Consider the following 19,014-nt stretch of genomic DNA (forward strand, 5'->3'; position numbering starts at 1 on the left):
GGATTTCCCTACCATTATAACTTTATGCTGTTATAAGATTTTTTTTATGAAATATGGGTCATATCAATTATGTAGAAAATAAAATAGATTAACCTTTCAAATAACATCTATAACACCTCTCTGATAGCCTCTGGCATCAGAATATTCCAACACAGCTAAAGGAAATATTATGACTTATTCTTACGTTCCTATACTCAAAACTAAAAGAGCAGAATTCACTGCGCTAAACCAACTAAATGCCACTACCAAGTCAAAAATAATACCACTATTAGAAATAGAACCTGTCCCTATCGATCCGGATACTGAACTACCCGCTAAGTCATATGATGATTTTCTTGCCAATTTCGGACAGAAAATTGCTACAGCCACTGATGATATTGACATGGTTTATTTGGATGGCCTTCTCATCGAAAGTCAGTTCATCTCACCTGCTGATATTTATCCTATTACAAATGCAGTAACTCAGGTGCGGGCAGCTGGGGTTCACGTAATCCCCGTGAGCTCACCTACACGCGATATGGCCTACCGCAATGCAGTAGATACATTGATACAAGGCGAAATCTGCTTAAGGCTGACAATTGCTGACCTCGCAAACCCTCAGCTTTTAATGAACTATATCTCACACCTAGGCATACCTTTCCAGAATATAGATATCGTCATTGACTTGCGGGATACAGTAACAGAAGACAATATCAATTTAGGCACGCAGCAAACGCTGACCTCTGGGTTCATTAATAATTTGCCACATCTTAGTGATTATCGCAGAGTAATATTATCTTCCGGGTCATTCCCCACAGACCTCACTAATATTCCAGTAGGCTCCCATAGGTTACAGCGTCTGGAGTGGACCCTGTGGCAGGACCTCTATCGTAGTAAAACTCTTGAGCGTTTTGTTTTGTTCAGTGATTATGGAATCCAACACCCAGATTACACTCGCCTTCCTACCCGTTTCCCCAGTGTATCAGCCAGTGTCAGGTATACGGTTGATGATGACTTTCTCATCTTAAGAGGTAGGAAAGCGAATCAGTATGGTTTTGAGCAATATGGGAAGCACAGCCAAGACATCGTTAACCATCCTGACTATGCTGGACAACATTTTAGTGCTGCTGACTTGATGATCCATGACTATGCACAGACCTACGCCGCACATTTACAAAATAGCCAACCAAACCCGAGTTTTGGAAGTGCTGAAACATGGCGAAAAATCGGGCAGGATCACCATATCACTAAAGTCGTTGATCAACTCGCCAGTTTATACGGGCTTTAAGGCTGTTTCGGACCTCACTACGGAGTTCGTTGGTCTCAAGCAGTTCTGATAGAGTACTCCAAAGCATACGGCGTGGCTTACTTTTCAGGCCACGCTCATAGCCTTTTGAAGCCAGAATCGACAACATTTCATCCTTCCAAAGTAGCATTGCCAATGAAATTTTATCTATGTTGTAGTTCATCTGCCCCATTCTTTCCGTTCTGATATGGACAGCTTTTCGGGACCCTTCAGTCGCAACTTTGATACCCCACCAGCTTGGTACAAGAGTTTTAGCTGCATCAAGGTGGCACTCGGAAACAACCAAGGTAACTTTATCCATCACTGATGAGTAATAACCGATTTGTGCAGGTAGCCTCAGTAGATTATCGCTTTTACTCTTGAGTTCATAACCATGCATTATTCCGTTGATCACGGTAATGTCTGCACGGCTTTCACCGAGATTCATGACAAACTCATCAACGACCAGTGTATCCGGATCTTTGTGGTGTTCTTTTAGAATTTTGGCATGAACAGCCTGTCTGACATCGATATCTTTCATTTCACTGGCCAGTATGTTCTCTGTGGATCCTCAATATTGCAGGGTACGGACTTTAAATCCATAGGGAGACTATAGCAACAGCATTTCAACGCTTTCTCGAGGTAATGTCCAACTTGCTGAACACTACGAGTATCGAAATCACTCTAGGCGCCGGATTGCCTCAAGCTGATCATTCGCTTGGGCGATAGCCGTCAGTAAAGGCTCTATCCATAACACCGCTTGGCAGTAAGTTAGCTGGCTGGTGGCAGAGGAACCAGTACTGGTTGGGTCAGTGTTGCCGGCAGTATTGGACACTGCTTCGGCACGTAAACGGTACGCATAGCTGAGCAACCCGTCAGCAATAGCAGCAGGTACAGCAAACTCACAGCTCTCACGAGTTTTAAGGATGGTACGGTATTCAATGACCTTCTCCTCTGATTTGACTGTGGCCAGCCTATTTGCCCGACTCACCTCCGCCGATAAGCGACTTAAGGTCTCAAGCCTGACATCCTGCTGTGCTATGACTGCCGATTGCACTCTTATCTGCTCTTCTGCCTGCTCTGCCCGGTCGACAACTGCCTGGTAGCGATTAAATAGACTCCGCGACAATAAAGTCATGCTGGCCAATAACACGATGATGAACATCCCCGTGGTAATACGACTGGTCATGGTTCACCTCATAGAAGTACCGCTTTTGCTCTTTCCAGACGCTCAGCGCGTTCACTCAGTCCTTTCTTACCCCCACTGATCAGACGAGTGACCCGTATAAGGTCTGATGCACTCCCGATACAACCACTCACTGAAAAGTACCAAGCGGCTGAGCGAGCGGCTGGGATAGCCTCCCGGAGTAACTCAGGCTCTGTGAGCAAATCGATACTCAGTGCAGCACCACATAACCGGTAATTTTTTCTACCCGTCAGTTGCATCAACCCTCTCCCCCGGTAGTTCCAACCATCCTCTGCACTTCGGTTCCCCAATCGACGGTAATACACTAAATTGGCTATCGCTCTCTGATCTGCCGGCTTGCCACGGGTTCGGGCCAGTGCATAAGCCTGCTGAGAGGTAATACGTGAGCCGAACGTACTGAGTAAACCTGCGGGGGGGTAGTTGAAACTCTCCTCCAGTGAACTGAAGCCGGCGGATTCATGTCCGGATTGAGCAAGAAACATCGCCTTATCTTCTGGCGCTGTGATACCAAATTCTTCCAAGGCATCGCTTACCGGTAGGTACCAGCGTCGGGCCACCGGCAACGTAATACCCGTCGCCGTTTGAAATTGTTTAAGTTCCATAGTCATAATCTCAATGGATCGAGCAACCGTGCAATATTTCCCTTGGCACGGCATACCGCTACACAGATAAGAAGATTGGCCATAACAACCGGCCAGTGGGTGGTCGTATAGTGGCCAGAAAAATAACCAATGGGGATACTGCCGTACACCACGACCACAACCCAGGCGGTCAATGAGACAAACGGCCGATAGCGGTGCCCTTCCCGTTTCCAAAACATCAACACAGTCACTATGACCGCGCTCAATAGCATGTTCAGCAATGCCGGCCAATTATGAGCCTCCATCTCTGCCTCCTCCTCGGAAACGGCGCATGAGCCAACTCATGTCACCGTTGTTCAGTGATGTCAGGAAACGGATAGCCACCGCAGCCACCAGCACCGCTCCCAGTGCATCCAGCGATTGTTCGGTGTATCCGGTCCACTGCTGAAGTTTTGAACCCACCAGCCCGGAGGCAATCACCCCGGCGGCCCAGGAAACCAAAAAGTAGGCAATCTGGCGTAACCGACCAGGAGCGGGAGAGGACGCGATATAGAAGGTTGCACCGGCAAATGCACCAAATAAAACACCATAATCAGCCCCGCTGAGGAGACCGTACAGACTTACCCCCGTCAGAGCGACAGTTGCCGCTCCAGTACCGGATATGGGCTCGGACATAGCGTCCTCCAAATTGAGAAATAGTTTGCCTAGAAGGCAGAACAAGTCTTAGTGACCCGCATAAGCGCTTTTACTAAGCGTGATTGCGCGCACAAATTCCTTGGGTCTTTGCCATATCCCCCCTATCGAGTGTGTATATTTTAACCATGCCAGCACTCGCTATTTGGGTGGAAATTCTGTTCGGAAAAATTCCGGAACAAGACTGACTCTGTTCATTGGCACTGAGAGGATGTTCAGTCCTCAGCTAACCATCATTAGAGGAAATAAACGTTATGGATGACGTACTACAGGTCGCTATGACTCCGGTTCAAATTACTGCCATCTTGTCTGATAAATCGGTGACAGAATCGGAGACCCTCAATAACCGCTTATATGGAAGTCTGGACTTAGTCATCAGCAGCATCGAACTGGCTGGTGCAGCGTCTCTGTGTCTAGCTCCTGAACCCACGGGGATCACCAAAGCAGCCTGCATCACTGTTGGCGCTCATAGCTTGGATAATATTAAGACTGCCATTGACCGGATAATTACCGGTCTTGATTCCCGCACAACAACTTACAGAGCCGCGGTCGCCTTAGCTAAAAAATTGGGTGCTGAAGATGTCACGGCTTGGAAAGTGGGTCTTGCTGCAGATATTGCTGTTCCTCTTGGCTTCGCTGCGGCAGTAGGTGCGGCCAGAGTTATTGCTATTCGGGCTGGACGTATCCGCCTCGCTCTCCACGAGTCAGCAACTGGACTTAAACCGGGTGGTCATACCATAAGGGATCATATCGGGAAAAATCGTGAACAGCTTTTAACAAGGCTGTTATCAAAAAAAAGCAGGATGGGTGCAGGGTCATTCACCAATATCGATGTCGCTGAACGCGCTATTACGGCTGCACTAAGAGCTAACGCTGCAAATATCCGAGGCTGGAGCCATTACTCTGAACTGAAGCTGACAATAGATTATGTGGCCGGATACAAGGTTGGCAGTTACATCAAGCGAGGATCCACTGAACTCGTTTCTACCTCAAAATTGCGTTTAGTACTCGAATACAAGCCTTATAACGGAAAACCGTATTATCTTCTCACTGCATTCCCGACATGGTGATCCCAATGAAAAATCCTTATCCGTTAATAAACAATCTTATGGGGGCTTATCTCAATCAGGATTTCGATTACATCTGCGAGACTGACTCTATTGAAGGGGCTGTGGATTACTACATATCAAATTGCCCTGCCGGCATTCTTGGTCTACTGACCGAGGAGTTCGACCTGTTTATCAGTGAGCATCGGGACGACCCAAATATGGCCTTTGAAGAGTTGTTTCACCCAGAGGTACTGATTGAGGATATCCAAGAATTTATCGTTCTGTTTAAGTGCAAAATCATTGCTGCCGGTAAAGGCTGAGGACTCTAAGAACTACCGCCCGTCACTCGCGAGCGGTAGCACCCTTTTCGACCAATAACGACATATTCTCGATTTCAGAGACTGTGATCGCAAATCGTTCATACTCCAGTTCCACCCCTAATGCTCGGCGACCACAACGTAAAGCGGCTTTTATGGATGAACCGGATCCCATAAAAAAATCAGCCACCAGCTCTCCGGGACGACTGCTGGCTAAAATGATGTCCCGCAACATTTCAGCAGGCTTCTCACAAGGGTGTTTACCTACGTAATACCCAACCGGCGGATAGGTCCAAACGTCGGTATAAGGTACAGTTACAGAAACTGAGAAGTACCGCCGTAAAGCCTTAAGCTTCTCGGAGCAGGCTTTATATTCAATGCAGAGTTCTTTGTAGCGACTACTCAGCAAACCACCGTCTTGAGTCAGAAGTGACGCTTTACCGTTTACCCGAGCAGCCTCTGCAAATAACTCACACAGAGTTCGGTAATCATCTTCAACAGGTAGATACCACTGCTGCTTGCTGAACCAATGTGCTGCCGATTGTTTCCCCGTTCTCCTGACAATCTCACTGACACTGATACCAGCCTGCTCCCTAGCATGACGAAAATAATGGATAAGCGGGGCCATGATCCCGGCTCTCAGAGCGCTGCATCGTTTCTGATACGGATCCCCGCCCCCTCTAACCGGTCCCGGATATGATTCCGCAAACAAGATACGCTCCGTCGCAGGGAAATAACTTCTCAAACTCTGTTTACTGCAACCATTCCAGCGCCCATAAGGCTTTGCCCAAACGATATGGTTAAGGACATTAAAATGGTTCCGCATCATTATTTCGATATCGGCACTCAACCTGTGGCCACAGAAGAGATAAAGACTTCCTTCTGGTTTAAGTATCCGAGCAAAGGCTTCTAGACATTTTTCCAGCCAGTCCAAATAGTCCTCATCCCCATGCCACTGGCGGTCCCACCCCTCCGGCTTTACTCTGAAATAAGGTGGATCCGTCACAATCAGATCGACTGAACCTTCCTGCATTCCGGCCATCATTTCCAAGCAGTCTGCATTCACTAATTCGGCACCGCTCACATTTAACGTACGTTTCATAGATCACCCAGCTCAACTCTGATAGGCTCAGATTGCTTTCGCGCGAAGGCGGTGAGCCTGGGTTTGCTTATCATCATCCTACCCCTGAGCAAATGGCCGGAATGTGCTGTTTAACATCCGGTGGCTCACCTTCAAAGCAGCTTCTTCATCCCCCAGATGTGATCCCTCATCCAGTAAAGTTATACAGAAATGATAAAGTTCATTATGAGGGCAGCCTTAAAGGTATCGATGCATGTCGGAGATGAATTATCTTCCGTCGATGGCAGGCAGGGATAACGCGTAGCTCACTCTCAATAATGATTCGATTTAGACGCTTCATGGCTGTAAGGGTGCCTGTTTTCATGGAATAAGACATGCTCCGCCCTCTCGATTAAAAGGAATTAATCCCATGAATTTTATAGTGAAACTCTGTGTTTTCTTTATTATCGGCGCCACTACGATTTATTACGTATCTCAGTACGTTACTGTTCTGCCGTCACCGGCTTATCTGGGCCTCATTCCCCTGCTACTTTTTCCAGCAAATTACTGTATTCAGGTCATCATGAAGCTGGTGAGTTCAGACAGCCACCCTTTACTCACGACCTACGAGCTGTCAAAACTCACTCCTCTCATCGAGAGGAAAAAGGCTCAGATCGAGCGGCTGCTGCTTTTTTACAGCCTAGCGGCCTTGCTGATCGCAATTGGTTGTTTAATGACTCCGGCATTTTTTTACCGTCAATTTCTGGCTATCACCGGGGGCTTAATCATTGCCTCTGTTTACTCTCTAACATTCATCAGATCAGTTGCCAGCGAAATTCACAGGCTGGAATTTACCTTGAACCAACGCGATAAATATAAAAATAGCTGAACAGAATTGGCGCTTTGCTTAACAAGGCTTAGGCGTTCTTGAGGGAAATATTGCAGGATAAAGCGGTCAAGTCAGGTAGGAAGTTTGGTTGATAAGCATGGTAAGCATTACTTAAGCCGTGAAGAAATACAGTTAGAGTGGAACACGTTCTCAACACCAGCAACCGGTAATGCAAAAAAATTATGGCATACCGAGTAGAAACCCGATGTTTTGCTCTCGCACACTACTCATAGCTTAATCTGATTAAAGCATTGTGTGGCTCACACATCAAGAGCGCAAAATGCGCTCGAACACACAAAAATACTAAGTTTTCAAAATCACTCTATCATTTCACGGTGTTTTGCTAAATGTTCTTTCAGCGGACGGTCATTTTCATTATCGGGTAATAATAAACTCTGGCCATCAAATCTTTTGTATTCAGTATTATGTAATCGGTCAGAAATACGTACCTTAAAATTGTCATCAATCCACAGTAACCCACGGTCAAAGAGCGTATGAATATCACTTTTCAATAAAATCCCATGGCAGGATTTAGTGTGCGACGCACCGGCATAAGGGACAATGTGGGCTGCTTCCAGAAGTACATCTACTGTACAGCCTGTGACGGCACACTGTCTTCGATATGCTTTAAGTAAACGTTTTCGGAACTGTGGCTGCCCTTGTCTTAGAACAACTTCACGGAGTACCCTCCGTCGAAAGTCAGTGAAATTTTCAGGACCTTCCTCAAAGACTTCTGAGCTTAGTTCGGTTAGCAACAGCTCAGTTTCATTTTGATCACCATGGGTTTGCTTATGGTAATTCTTCCATTCGCCATATTGACGTGAATGCGTACTGATACCAACACGTTCTGGCTCGCGCTTGGCAATTTCTTCCTTGAATTCCTGCCTGGTAGGTACTCTTCCGTATTTTACAAAAAGATCATCACAACAATCCCAAACAGCTCTGACTAGCTTACCTGTAGGATAGCCACTTTTATTACGCAACGTATCACGATCGCCACCACTGTCCATTTCTACCACCGGCTCATGCCTCATACGGATAGAATAATTTATCAGGAATAACCCTAAAACTGTATTTCAAAAGACTTTTACTCTGTAATAAAATTTGATACCTCTCAGTGTTATCTTGAAAGTCGTCTGAACTCATCACAGAACGGCCCGTACAGTGCAAATTCTGCCACATTAAGCCAGCAGTCTATTCGACGCCTACAGGTCGCCAAACTCAGCTCTGGGCATCTCGTCATCAATTCCCCTGCTAATTGCCGCTTACTTTTGCCGTGTCCATCATACCGCTGATGCAATAATTTGAGCAGCGCTGGTGAGCCCTCAAATACTTGACCGATAATTCTGTCTATGGCCAACGCTTCATCATCAGAACAAAAGGCAAGACGGCTGTTTAACCGTCCCTTTACTATTTCTTCAAGGAAGGCACGTAGTTCCTCATAACTGGTCCCTGCTGCACTAAGTTCGGCAATGGCATGGGTTAGTGCTTTCTTCGTCATCACTTGCCCAGATAACAGCTGATTGAAAATACTCCCTTGCTTGTGCTTCGCGATATACGACCAGCGTCCCCACATTTTCAACCGCCCCTGTACCCATAACCGGTCCAATGTCGTAAGGCGGCAGGCCTCATCGTGCTTCGCAACTTCTGTTGGATAGATCATAGTATTGCCTCCCCAAATTATTTACCGGCCGCCTTGATAACACCGATGGCCATCACCCTGTCCAAGAACCGGAACAATAACTCCAACTGTGTGCCGTTCTGTGCCTCAAAGGCTGGTGTATTTGCGTGTAGATAGTCATGACATTGACGACATAGGGGTATCACAAACAGGTCATGTGACCGGGTCGCGGTACCTCCAAGTCCATGGCCGGTAATGTGGTGCGGGTCGTCAGCGGGCTTATTACACCCTAAGCAGGTCTGATGCTTCACCCAGCGGGTATAGTGAGTATTCTCCCACCGGTGACGCTTTGGACGTAACATGAAAGCCTCCGGACTATCAGGGTCAGCCTGTAATGTCACAACGGGTTCCACCGCTAACTCTGCCTCACTAGGGAAATCACCGTCAGGTATCAGCCCCGAAGGTAAGCCTTTGAGGCATTCAGGTACTGTAGAAATCAGCAACTGTGGCTCACGAAACAATGCCAACAGATTGCGTCCTGGCCTGAACAGCACCGTTCCGGTTAATGAGGCGATATCCGGGGTTAGTAACACGCGCATACTCACTCCCTCCATGGCAGATATTGCTTATCTGAAACCTTCAGGGCAGCTGTAGTCCACGTCCTGATAACTGGCTTGGAATCCATCGCTCCTAGCCCCCGAGCGGATAGCGTCCCAAGTCTCTCGCAGAGGCCTACCCCGGCCTTTCCAGCGGTATGCACTGCTGAGATAGGCTTCAAATTTCCCTGGTCGAAAAAGAGTCTTAGGTCGCATATATTCGTACATCGATGTGTCGCGCCAGTGCTCGTTTTTATAATCCACAAGCAGCATCAGGTCTTCTTCACTGTGGTCTTCTCTAAGCCGGGCACGGATATTTTCTAAGCTGGAGCGTGACTTCTGAAAACGGGCCATCGTCACACGGTTTAGGTAGTTCAGTACCCTAATGGCCTGTTCGGTGATCTCGGTTTCAACGTCAGGTTTCGACGAAACCGGACAAAGGGGTTTTAGATCTGTTGGATCTTGTTTTGAATTTACTGACGGTTCGGGTCCAGTTTTTGGACGGTGAGGATCCGTATTTTTTTGGTTTTCTGGACGTTCATATTTTGGACCCTGAGAGTCTGACGGTCCAGTTTTCAGACCTTCAGACTCTGACCGTCCAGATTTCGGCCCCTGAGGTTCTGACGGTCCGGTTTTCAGACCTTCAGACTCTGATAGTCCAGATTTCAGCCCCTGAGGTTCTGACGGTCCAGTTTTCAGACCTTCAGACTCTGATAGTCCAGATTTCGGCCCCTGAGGTTCTGACGGTCCAGTTTTCAGACCTTCAGACTCTGATAGTCCAGATTTCGGCCCCTGGGGTTCTGACGGTTCAGTTTTAAGACCCTGAGGATTGTGCAGTGACCAATAGGCTTTCTCTGCCGCTTTACGCAGTTTCGGCACATTCAGAATATACAAGTTACTCATATTCCGCTGGCCCAGCCGCCGTTCCTGCCTCTCAAGCCATCCGCCCCTCACCAACTCATTTATCAGAGAGATCACAGTGCTCCTTCCCGCACCCAACTGCCTTGAAATGGTCTCTATACCCGGAAAGGCTATCCCTTCATCACTGGCATAGTCCGCTAGCCGTAACATTATGAGTAGCTTGTTGCCCTTCAGTCCGGCAGCCGAACACCCGTCCCATACATACGCCGATAGTTTTACGCTCATCGCCCTATCCTCCCATCAATTCGGAAGCATAATGCTCAGCTATCCATTGGATGCCTTTGCCTGTTACCCTAGTCTGCACGTAATTGTGGCCAGTCTCAGCAGAGCCCGTTTTTACAGTAAATAACCCATCCCGCTGGCGCAGTGCGTGGGGCATTAAATTGCCAGACAAACGGAATAACACCTTGTCACGTAACAGTGTTTCAATCATCGTGCGCTCAGGCATATTGAGAATTTTGGCGGTTTCTCTCAGGCTTTTGGCACCTTGGGCATCCATATAGTGATCAACAAAAGCTACCTTCTTAGCCGAGTCTTGTACTCTCTGTTCAAGCAGTGCGTTTCTCTCTGCCATATCCGCGGCCATTCGCAGTGCTTCTGGTAGTGTCTGAGGGACAATATTGCACCCAGATTCTAGCTCACGCAGTCGACGGATGATCTTCATTCTCAGTGAAACGCTATACCCTGTGATCAGACATTCGGTATGTTCCCGGTCGAGCTCATACTCCTTGTAAAGTTGCCCGTTCTGGGGGTGTATCCAAAAATGGATATACCCCTCCGTGGCCTCTCCAAGCTGCTCCAGCATGGCTTCGATATCACGTAGTACGTGACCATGATATTTACCGGTAAGACGGGCGATTTCGCGACTACTTATCTTCACTTTGTGAATAACGGTCTGAGGAGGTAATGCCGGTACCGGCGTAGACTTCAGTGATTTCTCCATTTCAGCCCCCTCCGGTTAAACAGCTGAGCCATAGCAATAGCCCGCCCTTGATTACAAGGGATCCATTTCCCATGTAGCCGACGTTCGTAGTGATAGTGGGGTTTATCAGAAACTGAAGTGATCCGCAGACGCGGCAGATATTGACGTTCGGTGAGTGGCTTCATGCGATACTCTCCATGTTCAGAGTGGTTCTCTGGTATCCGGTACGCCTCGATCCGGACATCTCCTTTGCCGATCAGTTATCGGCTAGTAGCGTAGTGTTCTCCTTTTTTCTGTCTCGAAATTTATCAGGCCCATTTGAGAATGCACCGACAGTCCTCTGGTGTTTACTGTGGGTTGCCAATCCTCAACTCTGGCCATAACTTTTCCCAATCATCCGGATGCAGCCCCTTACGACTGACCGCACCGTTGCTTTCCGACTCCAGCAATACGCAAAGAGCTGTACCAAGGGACTGATTACAGCTGATCGCTTTTCGAAGGTATGAAAGCGAGGTTTTGCACTTGGCAGCGTAATCACGCTGCCCGATAGGAGGTAGTGAGTTGAGATAAACTCTAAGCTCTTCCATAAGAACTCCTTAGTAGAATATGAGTATATACTCAAAAGTATATTTGTATCAATACTCGAAGGTCATTTACCAATAAGTAAGGACTAGTAGAATCTAAGACTATGAATACAGATAACATCCCCAATATTTTTGAAGCGCGAAGACTGCGTCTTCAAAAATTAGTCAATGACTTTGAAACTCAACGTGCCTTTGCGGAGAAAGCAGGATTAGACACAACTGTCGTATCACGAATGCTCTACCCAGCAGGAAAACCTAACAGACGTAACATCGGAGAAAAGGCTGCACGAGATATCGAAAGAGCACTAAACCTGCCTAGTGGCTGGATGAATGGTTACGATCAAGATCACAATAATGAGCAGATAAAAAGTGTTTCGTGGAGTGTAAGCAAGCGATATCCAGTCATAGATTCATACCAAGCAGCCAAATGGCCACTCTCTGCTAAAGAGTCATTACAACAACATCAAGGTGAATGGCTAGAGTCAGATGCAGCCATCATAGGAACAGCTTTTTGGTTAAGAATTGAAGATGAATCAATGACGGCACCTGCTGGCATAAGTATACCTGAAGGTACTTATGTCTTATTTGATACCGGTAGAACGGCTGTGAATGGCAATCTCATTGCTGTCCAAGTAGGAAAAGATAAGGTGGTAACTTTCAAAAAAATAATTTTTGATGGTGGAAAAAAATACCTTAAAGCTCTAAATCCTATTTGGCCTTCAATATTAGAAATAAAAAATAGTTATCGAATAATTGGTATTGCAATTGAAACAAAACTAAAGCTTCTATAGTTAGAGATAAGGATATTTAATGAGCAAAATGAAAGCATGGGCCTTTAAGGCGATTGATAAAAATGAGCTTATTTACCGAGGGAATAATGGATATGAAGGAGATCCTAAGTCGTCTTACTCGTATGATAACTATGTCGCTAATCATAAGCAAGTTAGAGAGGGTGACATTGCTCTAATATATAATAGGTCTTATATCATTGGTGTATCAAAAATAAATAATATAAAGGCATATGAATCTTTAAAAGAAATAAACAAGTGCCCAGAACCTCAGTGTGATGCAAAAAAATTGAGAACTAGAACTAATAAGCATCCCGAGTGGCGGTGTAGTAATGGACATGAGTTCACTACTCCCTTAAAGGTTAGCATCCCTGTAAAAAAGCATATCGCTTATTATTCAGATGATTTCATAGAAATTAAAGAGCCATATTTATTGTTAGAAAAAAATATTATTCGCCATAATAAGCAACTATCAATTCAGGAAGTTTATTTACCTTGGGCTCAAGGTTTTTTAGATAGAGAGCCACCATCAAAGTTTAACGAAGAAAATAAAAATATATCATTTAATTCCGAAGATCTTAGAATGAGATTAAGCAGAATAATAAAAATGAGACGTGGACAAAAATCGTTCCGTGCTAACTTATTAAATCACTCCCAAAATTGTGCAATCTCCGGTTGTAAAATAACCGAAATATTAGAGGCGGCGCATGTTTTTCCTTATAGAAATGAAACACATAATCAAATTAGTAATGGTATATTGTTAAGATCAGACATTCATGGTTTATTTGACTTAGATTTCATTGCAATTCATCCAACAAAAAAAACCATCCACTTAAGTACAGAGATAGTAAATAGTGAGTATAGCCATTTAGAAGGTGGAAAGATTAATACCAATCACGATATCTCTATAGAGGCTCTGAGATTCAGATGGGATATTTTTATCCAAAAAAATAATTAACATGGATATATACTCATAAGTAAATTTAAACAAAATACCTTTTGATACATAACCACCGTAATGATATAAAATACATTTGTTAATAGGAATACTCACAAGTCTATTTTTAGGAGATCAAATGCCAAGGATGATATCACTAACTGACTGGGCCAAAAAGGAATTCGGTAAACAATCCCCAAAGCCTCAGACCCTGTTTCTCTACGCCCGGAGAGGGATGATTAACCCCCTCGCGGTTAAAATGGGCCGCCGATGGATGGTAGACAAGGACGCCCGATTTATCGGGGAGGTCGCACGGCCGGTGGTTCCGCGAAACACCCATCCAAAGTTAAAAGGGATTATCGGTAATGGCCGCCAGAACCGGTGCGCATAAAGCCACGATCCCGAACCTCTATGCCAAACAGGATAAGCGGACTGGGAAAATATACTGGCAATACAAACAACCACTGACAGGCCGTTTCCATAGCTTGGGCGTCTGTATGACGGAAGCTATCCAGATAGCTTCTGAGGCCAATGTGATATTTGCCGACCAGAGAGCACGCCAGTTGCTGCGCAGTGATGACTCCCTTTCTCAGGCATTTATTCTGCCCGAAGACACCACTGTCAGTGAGTGGCTGGAACGGTACAGGGTTATCCAGCAGGAACGGATGGAAGCTGGAGAACTGAAACCTGCCACCCTTAAGCAGAAGATGAATCCGTTGAAAGTCTTCACGGAGCATTTTGGCGGATTGCTTCTGAACAATATCACCGCCCTACACATCACCCAGATTATGGATGCCACTCGACAGGATGGACGCGTTCGGCAGGCTCAGGTTTTCAGAATGGTACTGGTGGATGTGTTTAAAGAGGCCCAACACAACGGCATTGTTCCCCCGGGATTTAATCCGGCCAAAGTAACCCGCCTACCGCATCATAAAGTGCAGCGTCAGCGTCTGAACCTTGAGGAGTGGCAAACGATATTCCGACAGGCGCAGAGCTTACAGCCTTATTTGCGGCGGGGAATGCTGCTGGCCATTGTGACCGGACAACGTATCGGGGATATCTGTAAGATGAAGTTCTCCGATATTTGGGATGGCTATCTGCATATCATCCAGCAAAAGACCGCCAGTAAAGTCGCCATTCCCCTTTCCCTGCACTGCTCCGCCCTCGATATGTCACTGGAAGACGTAATTCTCGAATGCCGTGACGCAGTAAAAAGTGAGTTTCTAATTCACTATCTCCGTAACACATCACAGGTCTCACCCGGAGACCCGATTACCACCAGCAACCTCACAATGCTGTTCAGTCAAGCTAGAGACAACTGCGGCCTTAGCTGGGCAAAGAAAACCGCTCCCACCTTCCACGAACAACGTTCACTCGCCGAACGCCTGTACAGCGAACAAGGCGTGAACACCCAAAGGTTGCTCGGCCATAAATCACAGGCTATGACCGATAAATATCATGACGACCGAGGTAAAGACTGGGTGGTGGTTGGGTAGTTGCCTATTATTGATAAGGTCCGCTATGAGCGAATGATGGAATCTCTCAATTGTCCTTTCAGCCGATAGTGGTCTTAATTACTTTGCAGTTTTGTGTTTAAGGGGGCCGCTCACTCCTCCTACGACGAACTTATATAAGAATTTGTGGCTACAGGAAAAGTGGCGGTATGATTTCCAGAGACAACCCACCAATATCCTACGAAATTCGAGGCCTGTCATGCAGATATCATAATGATGTATAAGATGATGAGTTTGCCTAAAACTATTGGGGCATACCTCATAAGCAGCTATAAAAATGTATCTCGACACATGTGGGTGGGTGAATTTCATACTATTTTTAGTCTATCAAAAAATGGCCACATTGATATTATGTGGCCGAAAGAATCAATCATTTTGTTTCTTATAACTAAAAATATTTACTACCTTATCAACAGAACTATTTTCATCACTTTTATTTTGTTGATTCTTAAGTCTGACCTTGGTTACCATATCCATTACCATCGATTCACTTAAGTAGCTTTTTGGCAGTGAGAAAATATCCTCTACATCTGTTCTGGACATACTCAACTCTTCAAGAAAACCCGCTTTAGTGAAAACATTCTCATCTAATAGCAACTTCACACAACGAGGTAACAACCTAACAGTCTCAGGCTTTCTTAAATCATCAAGTGGCTCACCTTTTCTCCAGCCTCTCGCCGAAACGCTTTTATAAAGTCGTTGATATTCTAGAGGAGAAATCAACTCTAGAGACTTAGCTCTATGTATCATTGCTTGCGCAGACATTCCCCAACGTCCTTTCAGAGAAACGAAGTTCTCCAACGTAGGATAGGGTTGCAATTCAACCGAAAAGGATTCCTCAGGTAACATAAAACTAGCTGCAAATTTATTTGCCTGTTCCTCTATAGGTTTGAAATTAATGAGATCAAGTCGTTTGACGTAGCGATGCAGTACGATATGCCCGAGTTCATGAGCTGCATCAAAACGACTTCTATAATAATTTCCTTTATCAGTTGCTAGTATTATGTATGGTCGGCGTTCTTCTTTATTCCATTGGGAATAACCATCCATCACAACGCTTCCTTGTTCAAATTGAGAACAAATAACACCTGAGTTTTCAATTGTCAGAAGCAAATCTTTCACCGGGGAAATACCTAACCCCCAAATTTCGCGACACTTCGCAGCCATGATTTCAATCAGTTCATCATCGATAGCGCGATAATCATCAATTTCCAAAAATGGAATATTTACAGTAGGCAGGTCCAGAAATTCCTGCAAAAAACAACACCCTTCCTGTAGCCATTCCATATAACGTTCTGAAGATGAGCATAAATCTTTGGCAGTACTTGCGAGAGTACGGAAGAACACTGGATTATTCTCTTTTTTGCCCGCAGGTTTTGTAAACCAACTGACTGGACAATTTAAAACCTGTCCTAGCAAGGCTAGTACTTCAGCATCAGGAGAGTGACTCCCATTCTCCCATTTTGTTACAGTCGAAGGAGATCGATCAACCAAGCGACCGAGGTTGATTTTTGAAAGACCTCTTGCTTCACGAATTTGAGTTAATCTCTCAGATTGGAAGCCAGAAATACCCACTCTCATATAATCACCAAATTAACCTTCTTGTTCCTTAAGGCGTTTCTTGAGTACCGGAATCGCAATATCTGGAACAACAGATTCCCTTTCAATAGCGTATAACTCGAGGATCTCACTAATTGATTTATTATAGTGGTATCCATTTAAATTACTAAAAGGGACTACAACCCTTAAGTCTAACATTCTATCCTGATCAGACGATAAGGGAGGATTAATATTCAGCACCAATACGCCTAAGCTTCCTAACGTGTCAATGCCATTACTTGCCTCTTTATGTTCAAAAATATCAGGAGTATAACCTTCATAATCCTGATTTAATGCGGCAATCAGTGAACGATGTTTAGCCGATTTAATTTTTTGTTCATCATGATTAAGTCCAATTCGACTAATACGAACGCCCTTGGAGCTAACGATCACATAGTTTTCACCTTTTGGTTTAGTCTCAGCATCCATCCATTCATAGCCAGCACTTCTGGCCGCTCGACGAAAGGCACTATTAAGACTGTAGTGCCGCACCTGTGGCCTTAAACGTACAATTTCTGGACGCTCAAGCTTCAAAGAATCACCAGTAACAACATTCTGTGCCGCTAGATAGATTGCAGATGTTTCCTCTTGAAGATCAAGCCAGAACTCCCTGCGAAAAGCGTTAGTTAGAACACTGTCAATTTGCTTTTGTACATCTTCCATACTATTTAGATACCCTGTTGCGTTAAGCAGATTTTATCTTAGTTTTTTTTCGTTTTGAGCGCAAGGCATGATTTAACAATCATTAGATAATGTGACATGCCTATTGAGTGTGATCGACCAGTTCTTCGTTGAGCACGGTAAGTGTCAAGGTAGTTGTCACCCCCGGTTAATTTAAGCTGCCTGTTTTTCCCGTTCCGGGTTCAACGTTACCGGACCTTCCGGCTGCCAGTTTCTCGTTTTACCTGACCACCGTTCAGGATGTATTTTCTGTGCCTGACGGTACAGTTCATCCCGTTGTTTCAGGAGCCTGTGGTCTTCTCCGCGATGTCGTTCTGCCGGCGTCACATAGCCTATTCCGCTGTGACGGTGTGTTTCGTTATACCACCGGGTAAATTTTTCCACCCACTGACGGGCATCCGACAGTGTTCTGAACCCTGATGACGGCCACTGCGGCACATACTTCAGCGTCCGGAACAGTGATTCTGCATACGCATTATCGTTACTGACCCGCGGACGGCTGTGAGACGGCGTGATATTCAGTTCGTGCAGTTTCATCTGCAGCGTCTGTGATTTCATCGCTGCGCCGTTATCTGCATGCAGTACCAGCGGATGCCGCCAGTAGCCTTCACGCATGACACTGCGCTGCATTAAAGCGGCAGCCTGTTCACCGCTTTCTGTCTCATGCACTTCATAACCCGTGATTTTCCGGCTGTACAGGTCGGTTATCATATACAGGTAATACCAGCGTCCGCGCACCACCGACGGTAACCAGGTGATATCCCATGACCAGACCTGACAGGGCCCGCTGGCCGTATAGGTTGTCGGGACGGCGGCCTTTTGCTGACGTGCCTGACGCCCCCGGCAGTGCACTTCGCCTGACCGCCGCAGCACACGGTAAAATGTGGATTCACTGGCCAGATAAATGCCTTTATCCGCCAGCCGTGGCACGATTTGTGACGGCGGCAGGCTGGCATATTCCGGCTGATGGCAGACAGCCCGTATCCGGCTTTCTTCCTCAGAGGATAACCGGTTAAACGGTACCGGCCTGAGGGCTTCAGGTCTGCCGTCACGTGGTGTTTTCTGCCAGCGGCGCCAGGTACGCAGACTGATGCTGACTTCCCGGCAGGCAATAACAAGCCGGGCACCTGAGCTGACAGCTTCATTAATCCACACAATAAACTGTTGCCGCTCATTGTACGGCGTCAGTCTTCCCCGCCGGTTTCCCCGTAGTAATCCGTAAGCTTTTTTCGCAGTACCAGTATGGCTGCCGCCTCCGCCAGGGCCTTTTCTTTGCGGAGCAGTTCTTTCTTCAGCTGCTTATTTTCTTTCAGGCTCTGTTTCAGTGCCGCTTTATCACCGGGATTCTCCGTCTGTAAAAATCCCTGCCGCCACTGAACCAGCTGTTCCGGATACAGGCCTTTTTTACGGCAGTATTCTGCCACTTCAGCCTCGGAAAGCGTGGCGGTTTCGACTATCACGGCAAAGCGTGCTTCTGCTGACCATTGGTCTGTTGTTTTCTCTGCACCGGGCACCGGTTTCCCCTCTGATTTAGCCTGATTACGCCAGTTATACAGGGTGGCTTCCGATATTCCTTCCATCTGTGCAACGGCTGCCACGGCCATATTGTAAGGCGGTAACAGTTTTGCCAGTGTTGCAGCCTTACGCTCCGGTGAAATACGTTTCATGTGTCACTCCATGCCCTCAGATTGATTTTTCAGAGGGGGTGACAACTATGCTGACACTGAGGGGTTAGTTTGCCGATTGATCAGATCGCAGAATCCAGGCTGAGTTCTCTCAAAGTAATCTACT

The 19,014-nt window shown here is 46.1% G+C and carries 22 protein-coding genes and 1 pseudogene; 8 read left to right on the forward strand and 15 right to left on the reverse strand.

Features of this window, described 5'->3' with window-relative positions; all coding sequences use genetic code 11:
• The first annotated feature begins 169 nt into the window (after nucleotides 1–169).
• A complete protein-coding gene (locus tag DW47_RS0109385) occupies nucleotides 170–1,267 on the forward strand; it encodes a beta family protein (RefSeq protein ID WP_029686173.1) in 1,098 nt (365 codons plus the stop codon).
• Here the strand turns inward: DW47_RS0109385 and DW47_RS0109390 are convergent.
• From DW47_RS0109390 to DW47_RS0109410, 5 genes are all read right to left on the reverse strand, one after another.
• Nucleotides 1,227–1,805 carry a sce7726 family protein gene (locus DW47_RS0109390; RefSeq protein ID WP_029686174.1) on the reverse strand — a complete coding sequence of 193 codons (579 nt, stop codon included), beginning with the start codon at nucleotides 1,803–1,805 and terminating at the stop codon, nucleotides 1,227–1,229. The genes DW47_RS0109385 and DW47_RS0109390 overlap by 41 nt on opposite strands.
• A gap of 138 nt (nucleotides 1,806–1,943) precedes the next feature.
• On the reverse strand, nucleotides 1,944–2,453 hold the full coding sequence (locus DW47_RS0109395; protein ID WP_029686175.1) for a hypothetical protein: 510 nt from the start codon (nucleotides 2,451–2,453) through the stop codon (nucleotides 1,944–1,946).
• A gap of 8 nt (nucleotides 2,454–2,461) precedes the next feature.
• Nucleotides 2,462–3,073, reverse strand: coding sequence for a glycoside hydrolase family 19 protein (locus DW47_RS0109400; RefSeq protein WP_029686177.1), 612 nt, complete (start codon nucleotides 3,071–3,073; stop codon nucleotides 2,462–2,464).
• A gap of 2 nt (nucleotides 3,074–3,075) precedes the next feature.
• A complete protein-coding gene (locus tag DW47_RS0109405) occupies nucleotides 3,076–3,357 on the reverse strand; it encodes a phage holin family protein (protein WP_029686178.1) in 282 nt (93 codons plus the stop codon).
• Nucleotides 3,344–3,727 (reverse strand): phage holin family protein, encoded by a 384-nt coding sequence (locus DW47_RS0109410; protein ID WP_029686179.1) that lies wholly within the window; start codon nucleotides 3,725–3,727, stop codon nucleotides 3,344–3,346. Before DW47_RS0109410 ends, DW47_RS0109405 begins: the two co-directional genes overlap by 14 nt.
• Before the next feature lie 272 nt (nucleotides 3,728–3,999).
• Between DW47_RS0109410 and DW47_RS0109415 the strand changes: the two genes are divergently transcribed.
• Nucleotides 4,000–4,815, forward strand: coding sequence for an RNase A-like domain-containing protein (locus DW47_RS0109415; RefSeq protein WP_029686180.1), 816 nt, complete (start codon nucleotides 4,000–4,002; stop codon nucleotides 4,813–4,815).
• Between the two features lie 5 nt (nucleotides 4,816–4,820).
• Nucleotides 4,821–5,114 (forward strand): contact-dependent growth inhibition system immunity protein, encoded by a 294-nt coding sequence (locus DW47_RS0109420; protein WP_029686181.1) that lies wholly within the window; start codon nucleotides 4,821–4,823, stop codon nucleotides 5,112–5,114.
• Between the two features lie 22 nt (nucleotides 5,115–5,136).
• Here DW47_RS0109420 and DW47_RS0109425 read toward each other — a convergent pair whose 3' ends face one another.
• Complete coding sequence (locus DW47_RS0109425) at nucleotides 5,137–6,213, reverse strand: DNA-methyltransferase (protein WP_029686182.1); 1,077 nt, start codon at nucleotides 6,211–6,213, stop codon at nucleotides 5,137–5,139.
• Nucleotides 6,214–6,601: 388 nt separating this feature from the next.
• On the opposite strand from DW47_RS0109425, the gene DW47_RS0109430 reads away from it, so the two are divergent.
• Nucleotides 6,602–7,060, forward strand: coding sequence for a hypothetical protein (locus DW47_RS0109430; RefSeq protein WP_029686183.1), 459 nt, complete (start codon nucleotides 6,602–6,604; stop codon nucleotides 7,058–7,060).
• Between the two features lie 317 nt (nucleotides 7,061–7,377).
• Here the strand turns inward: DW47_RS0109430 and DW47_RS17255 are convergent, their stop codons facing one another.
• The 6 genes and pseudogenes from DW47_RS17255 to DW47_RS0109465 form a co-directional block, all read right to left on the reverse strand.
• The gene (locus DW47_RS17255; RefSeq protein WP_173391608.1) at nucleotides 7,378–8,070 is read right to left on the reverse strand and encodes an HNH endonuclease; all 693 of its coding nucleotides are present in this window, start codon (nucleotides 8,068–8,070) and stop codon (nucleotides 7,378–7,380) included.
• Between the two features lie 110 nt (nucleotides 8,071–8,180).
• Complete coding sequence (locus DW47_RS0109445) at nucleotides 8,181–8,723, reverse strand: DUF1133 family protein (RefSeq protein WP_029686185.1); 543 nt, start codon at nucleotides 8,721–8,723, stop codon at nucleotides 8,181–8,183.
• 17 nt (nucleotides 8,724–8,740) lie between these two features.
• A pseudogene (locus DW47_RS0109450) lies at nucleotides 8,741–9,085 on the reverse strand (DUF968 domain-containing protein); the annotation flags it as partial.
• 222 nt (nucleotides 9,086–9,307) lie between these two features.
• Nucleotides 9,308–10,423 carry a conserved phage C-terminal domain-containing protein gene (locus DW47_RS16365; protein WP_071846634.1) on the reverse strand — a complete coding sequence of 372 codons (1,116 nt, stop codon included), beginning with the start codon at nucleotides 10,421–10,423 and terminating at the stop codon, nucleotides 9,308–9,310.
• A 4-nt stretch (nucleotides 10,424–10,427) separates the two neighbouring features.
• On the reverse strand, nucleotides 10,428–11,141 hold the full coding sequence (locus tag DW47_RS0109460) for a phage antirepressor KilAC domain-containing protein (RefSeq protein WP_084689055.1): 714 nt from the start codon (nucleotides 11,139–11,141) through the stop codon (nucleotides 10,428–10,430).
• Nucleotides 11,142–11,467: 326 nt separating this feature from the next.
• Nucleotides 11,468–11,707, reverse strand: coding sequence for a hypothetical protein (locus tag DW47_RS0109465; RefSeq protein WP_029686190.1), 240 nt, complete (start codon nucleotides 11,705–11,707; stop codon nucleotides 11,468–11,470).
• 101 nt (nucleotides 11,708–11,808) lie between these two features.
• Between DW47_RS0109465 and DW47_RS0109470 the strand changes: the two genes are divergently transcribed.
• The 4 genes from DW47_RS0109470 (at nucleotide 11,809) to DW47_RS0109485 (ending at nucleotide 14,925) form a co-directional block, all read left to right on the forward strand.
• A complete protein-coding gene (locus DW47_RS0109470) occupies nucleotides 11,809–12,495 on the forward strand; it encodes a LexA family protein (RefSeq protein WP_029686191.1) in 687 nt (228 codons plus the stop codon).
• Between the two features lie 19 nt (nucleotides 12,496–12,514).
• Nucleotides 12,515–13,450: an HNH endonuclease gene (locus DW47_RS0109475; protein ID WP_051150888.1), complete on the forward strand. Its 936-nt coding sequence runs from the start codon at nucleotides 12,515–12,517 to the stop codon at nucleotides 13,448–13,450.
• 127 nt (nucleotides 13,451–13,577) lie between these two features.
• Entirely contained in the window at nucleotides 13,578–13,820 is a 243-nt protein-coding gene (locus DW47_RS0109480) for an excisionase (protein ID WP_338151556.1), read from the forward strand.
• Entirely contained in the window at nucleotides 13,795–14,925 is a 1,131-nt protein-coding gene (locus DW47_RS0109485) for a phage integrase Arm DNA-binding domain-containing protein (RefSeq protein ID WP_029686195.1), read from the forward strand. Before DW47_RS0109480 ends, DW47_RS0109485 begins: the two co-directional genes overlap by 26 nt.
• Nucleotides 14,926–15,309: 384 nt before the next feature.
• Here DW47_RS0109485 and DW47_RS0109490 read toward each other — a convergent pair whose 3' ends face one another.
• The 3 genes from DW47_RS0109490 to DW47_RS17260 all read right to left on the reverse strand — a co-directional run bounded on the left by DW47_RS0109490 (nucleotide 15,310) and on the right by DW47_RS17260 (nucleotide 18,890).
• On the reverse strand, nucleotides 15,310–16,524 hold the full coding sequence (locus DW47_RS0109490) for a helix-turn-helix domain-containing protein (RefSeq protein ID WP_029686196.1): 1,215 nt from the start codon (nucleotides 16,522–16,524) through the stop codon (nucleotides 15,310–15,312).
• Nucleotides 16,525–16,536: 12 nt separating this feature from the next.
• Entirely contained in the window at nucleotides 16,537–17,205 is a 669-nt protein-coding gene (locus DW47_RS0109495) for a hypothetical protein (RefSeq protein WP_029686197.1), read from the reverse strand.
• Nucleotides 17,206–17,376: 171 nt separating this feature from the next.
• Nucleotides 17,377–18,890, reverse strand: a protein-coding gene (locus DW47_RS17260) for an IS3 family transposase (RefSeq protein ID WP_479650931.1) whose coding sequence is annotated in 2 segments (ribosomal slippage) — nucleotides 17,377–18,455 and nucleotides 18,455–18,890 — 1,515 coding nt in all. Because the reading frame shifts where the segments join, the coding sequence is not laid out codon by codon here.
• Nucleotides 18,891–19,014 lie beyond the last annotated feature (124 nt).

The organism is Tatumella saanichensis (genome assembly GCF_000439375.1).
Classification (GTDB): Bacteria; Pseudomonadota; Gammaproteobacteria; order Enterobacterales; family Enterobacteriaceae; genus Tatumella; species Tatumella saanichensis.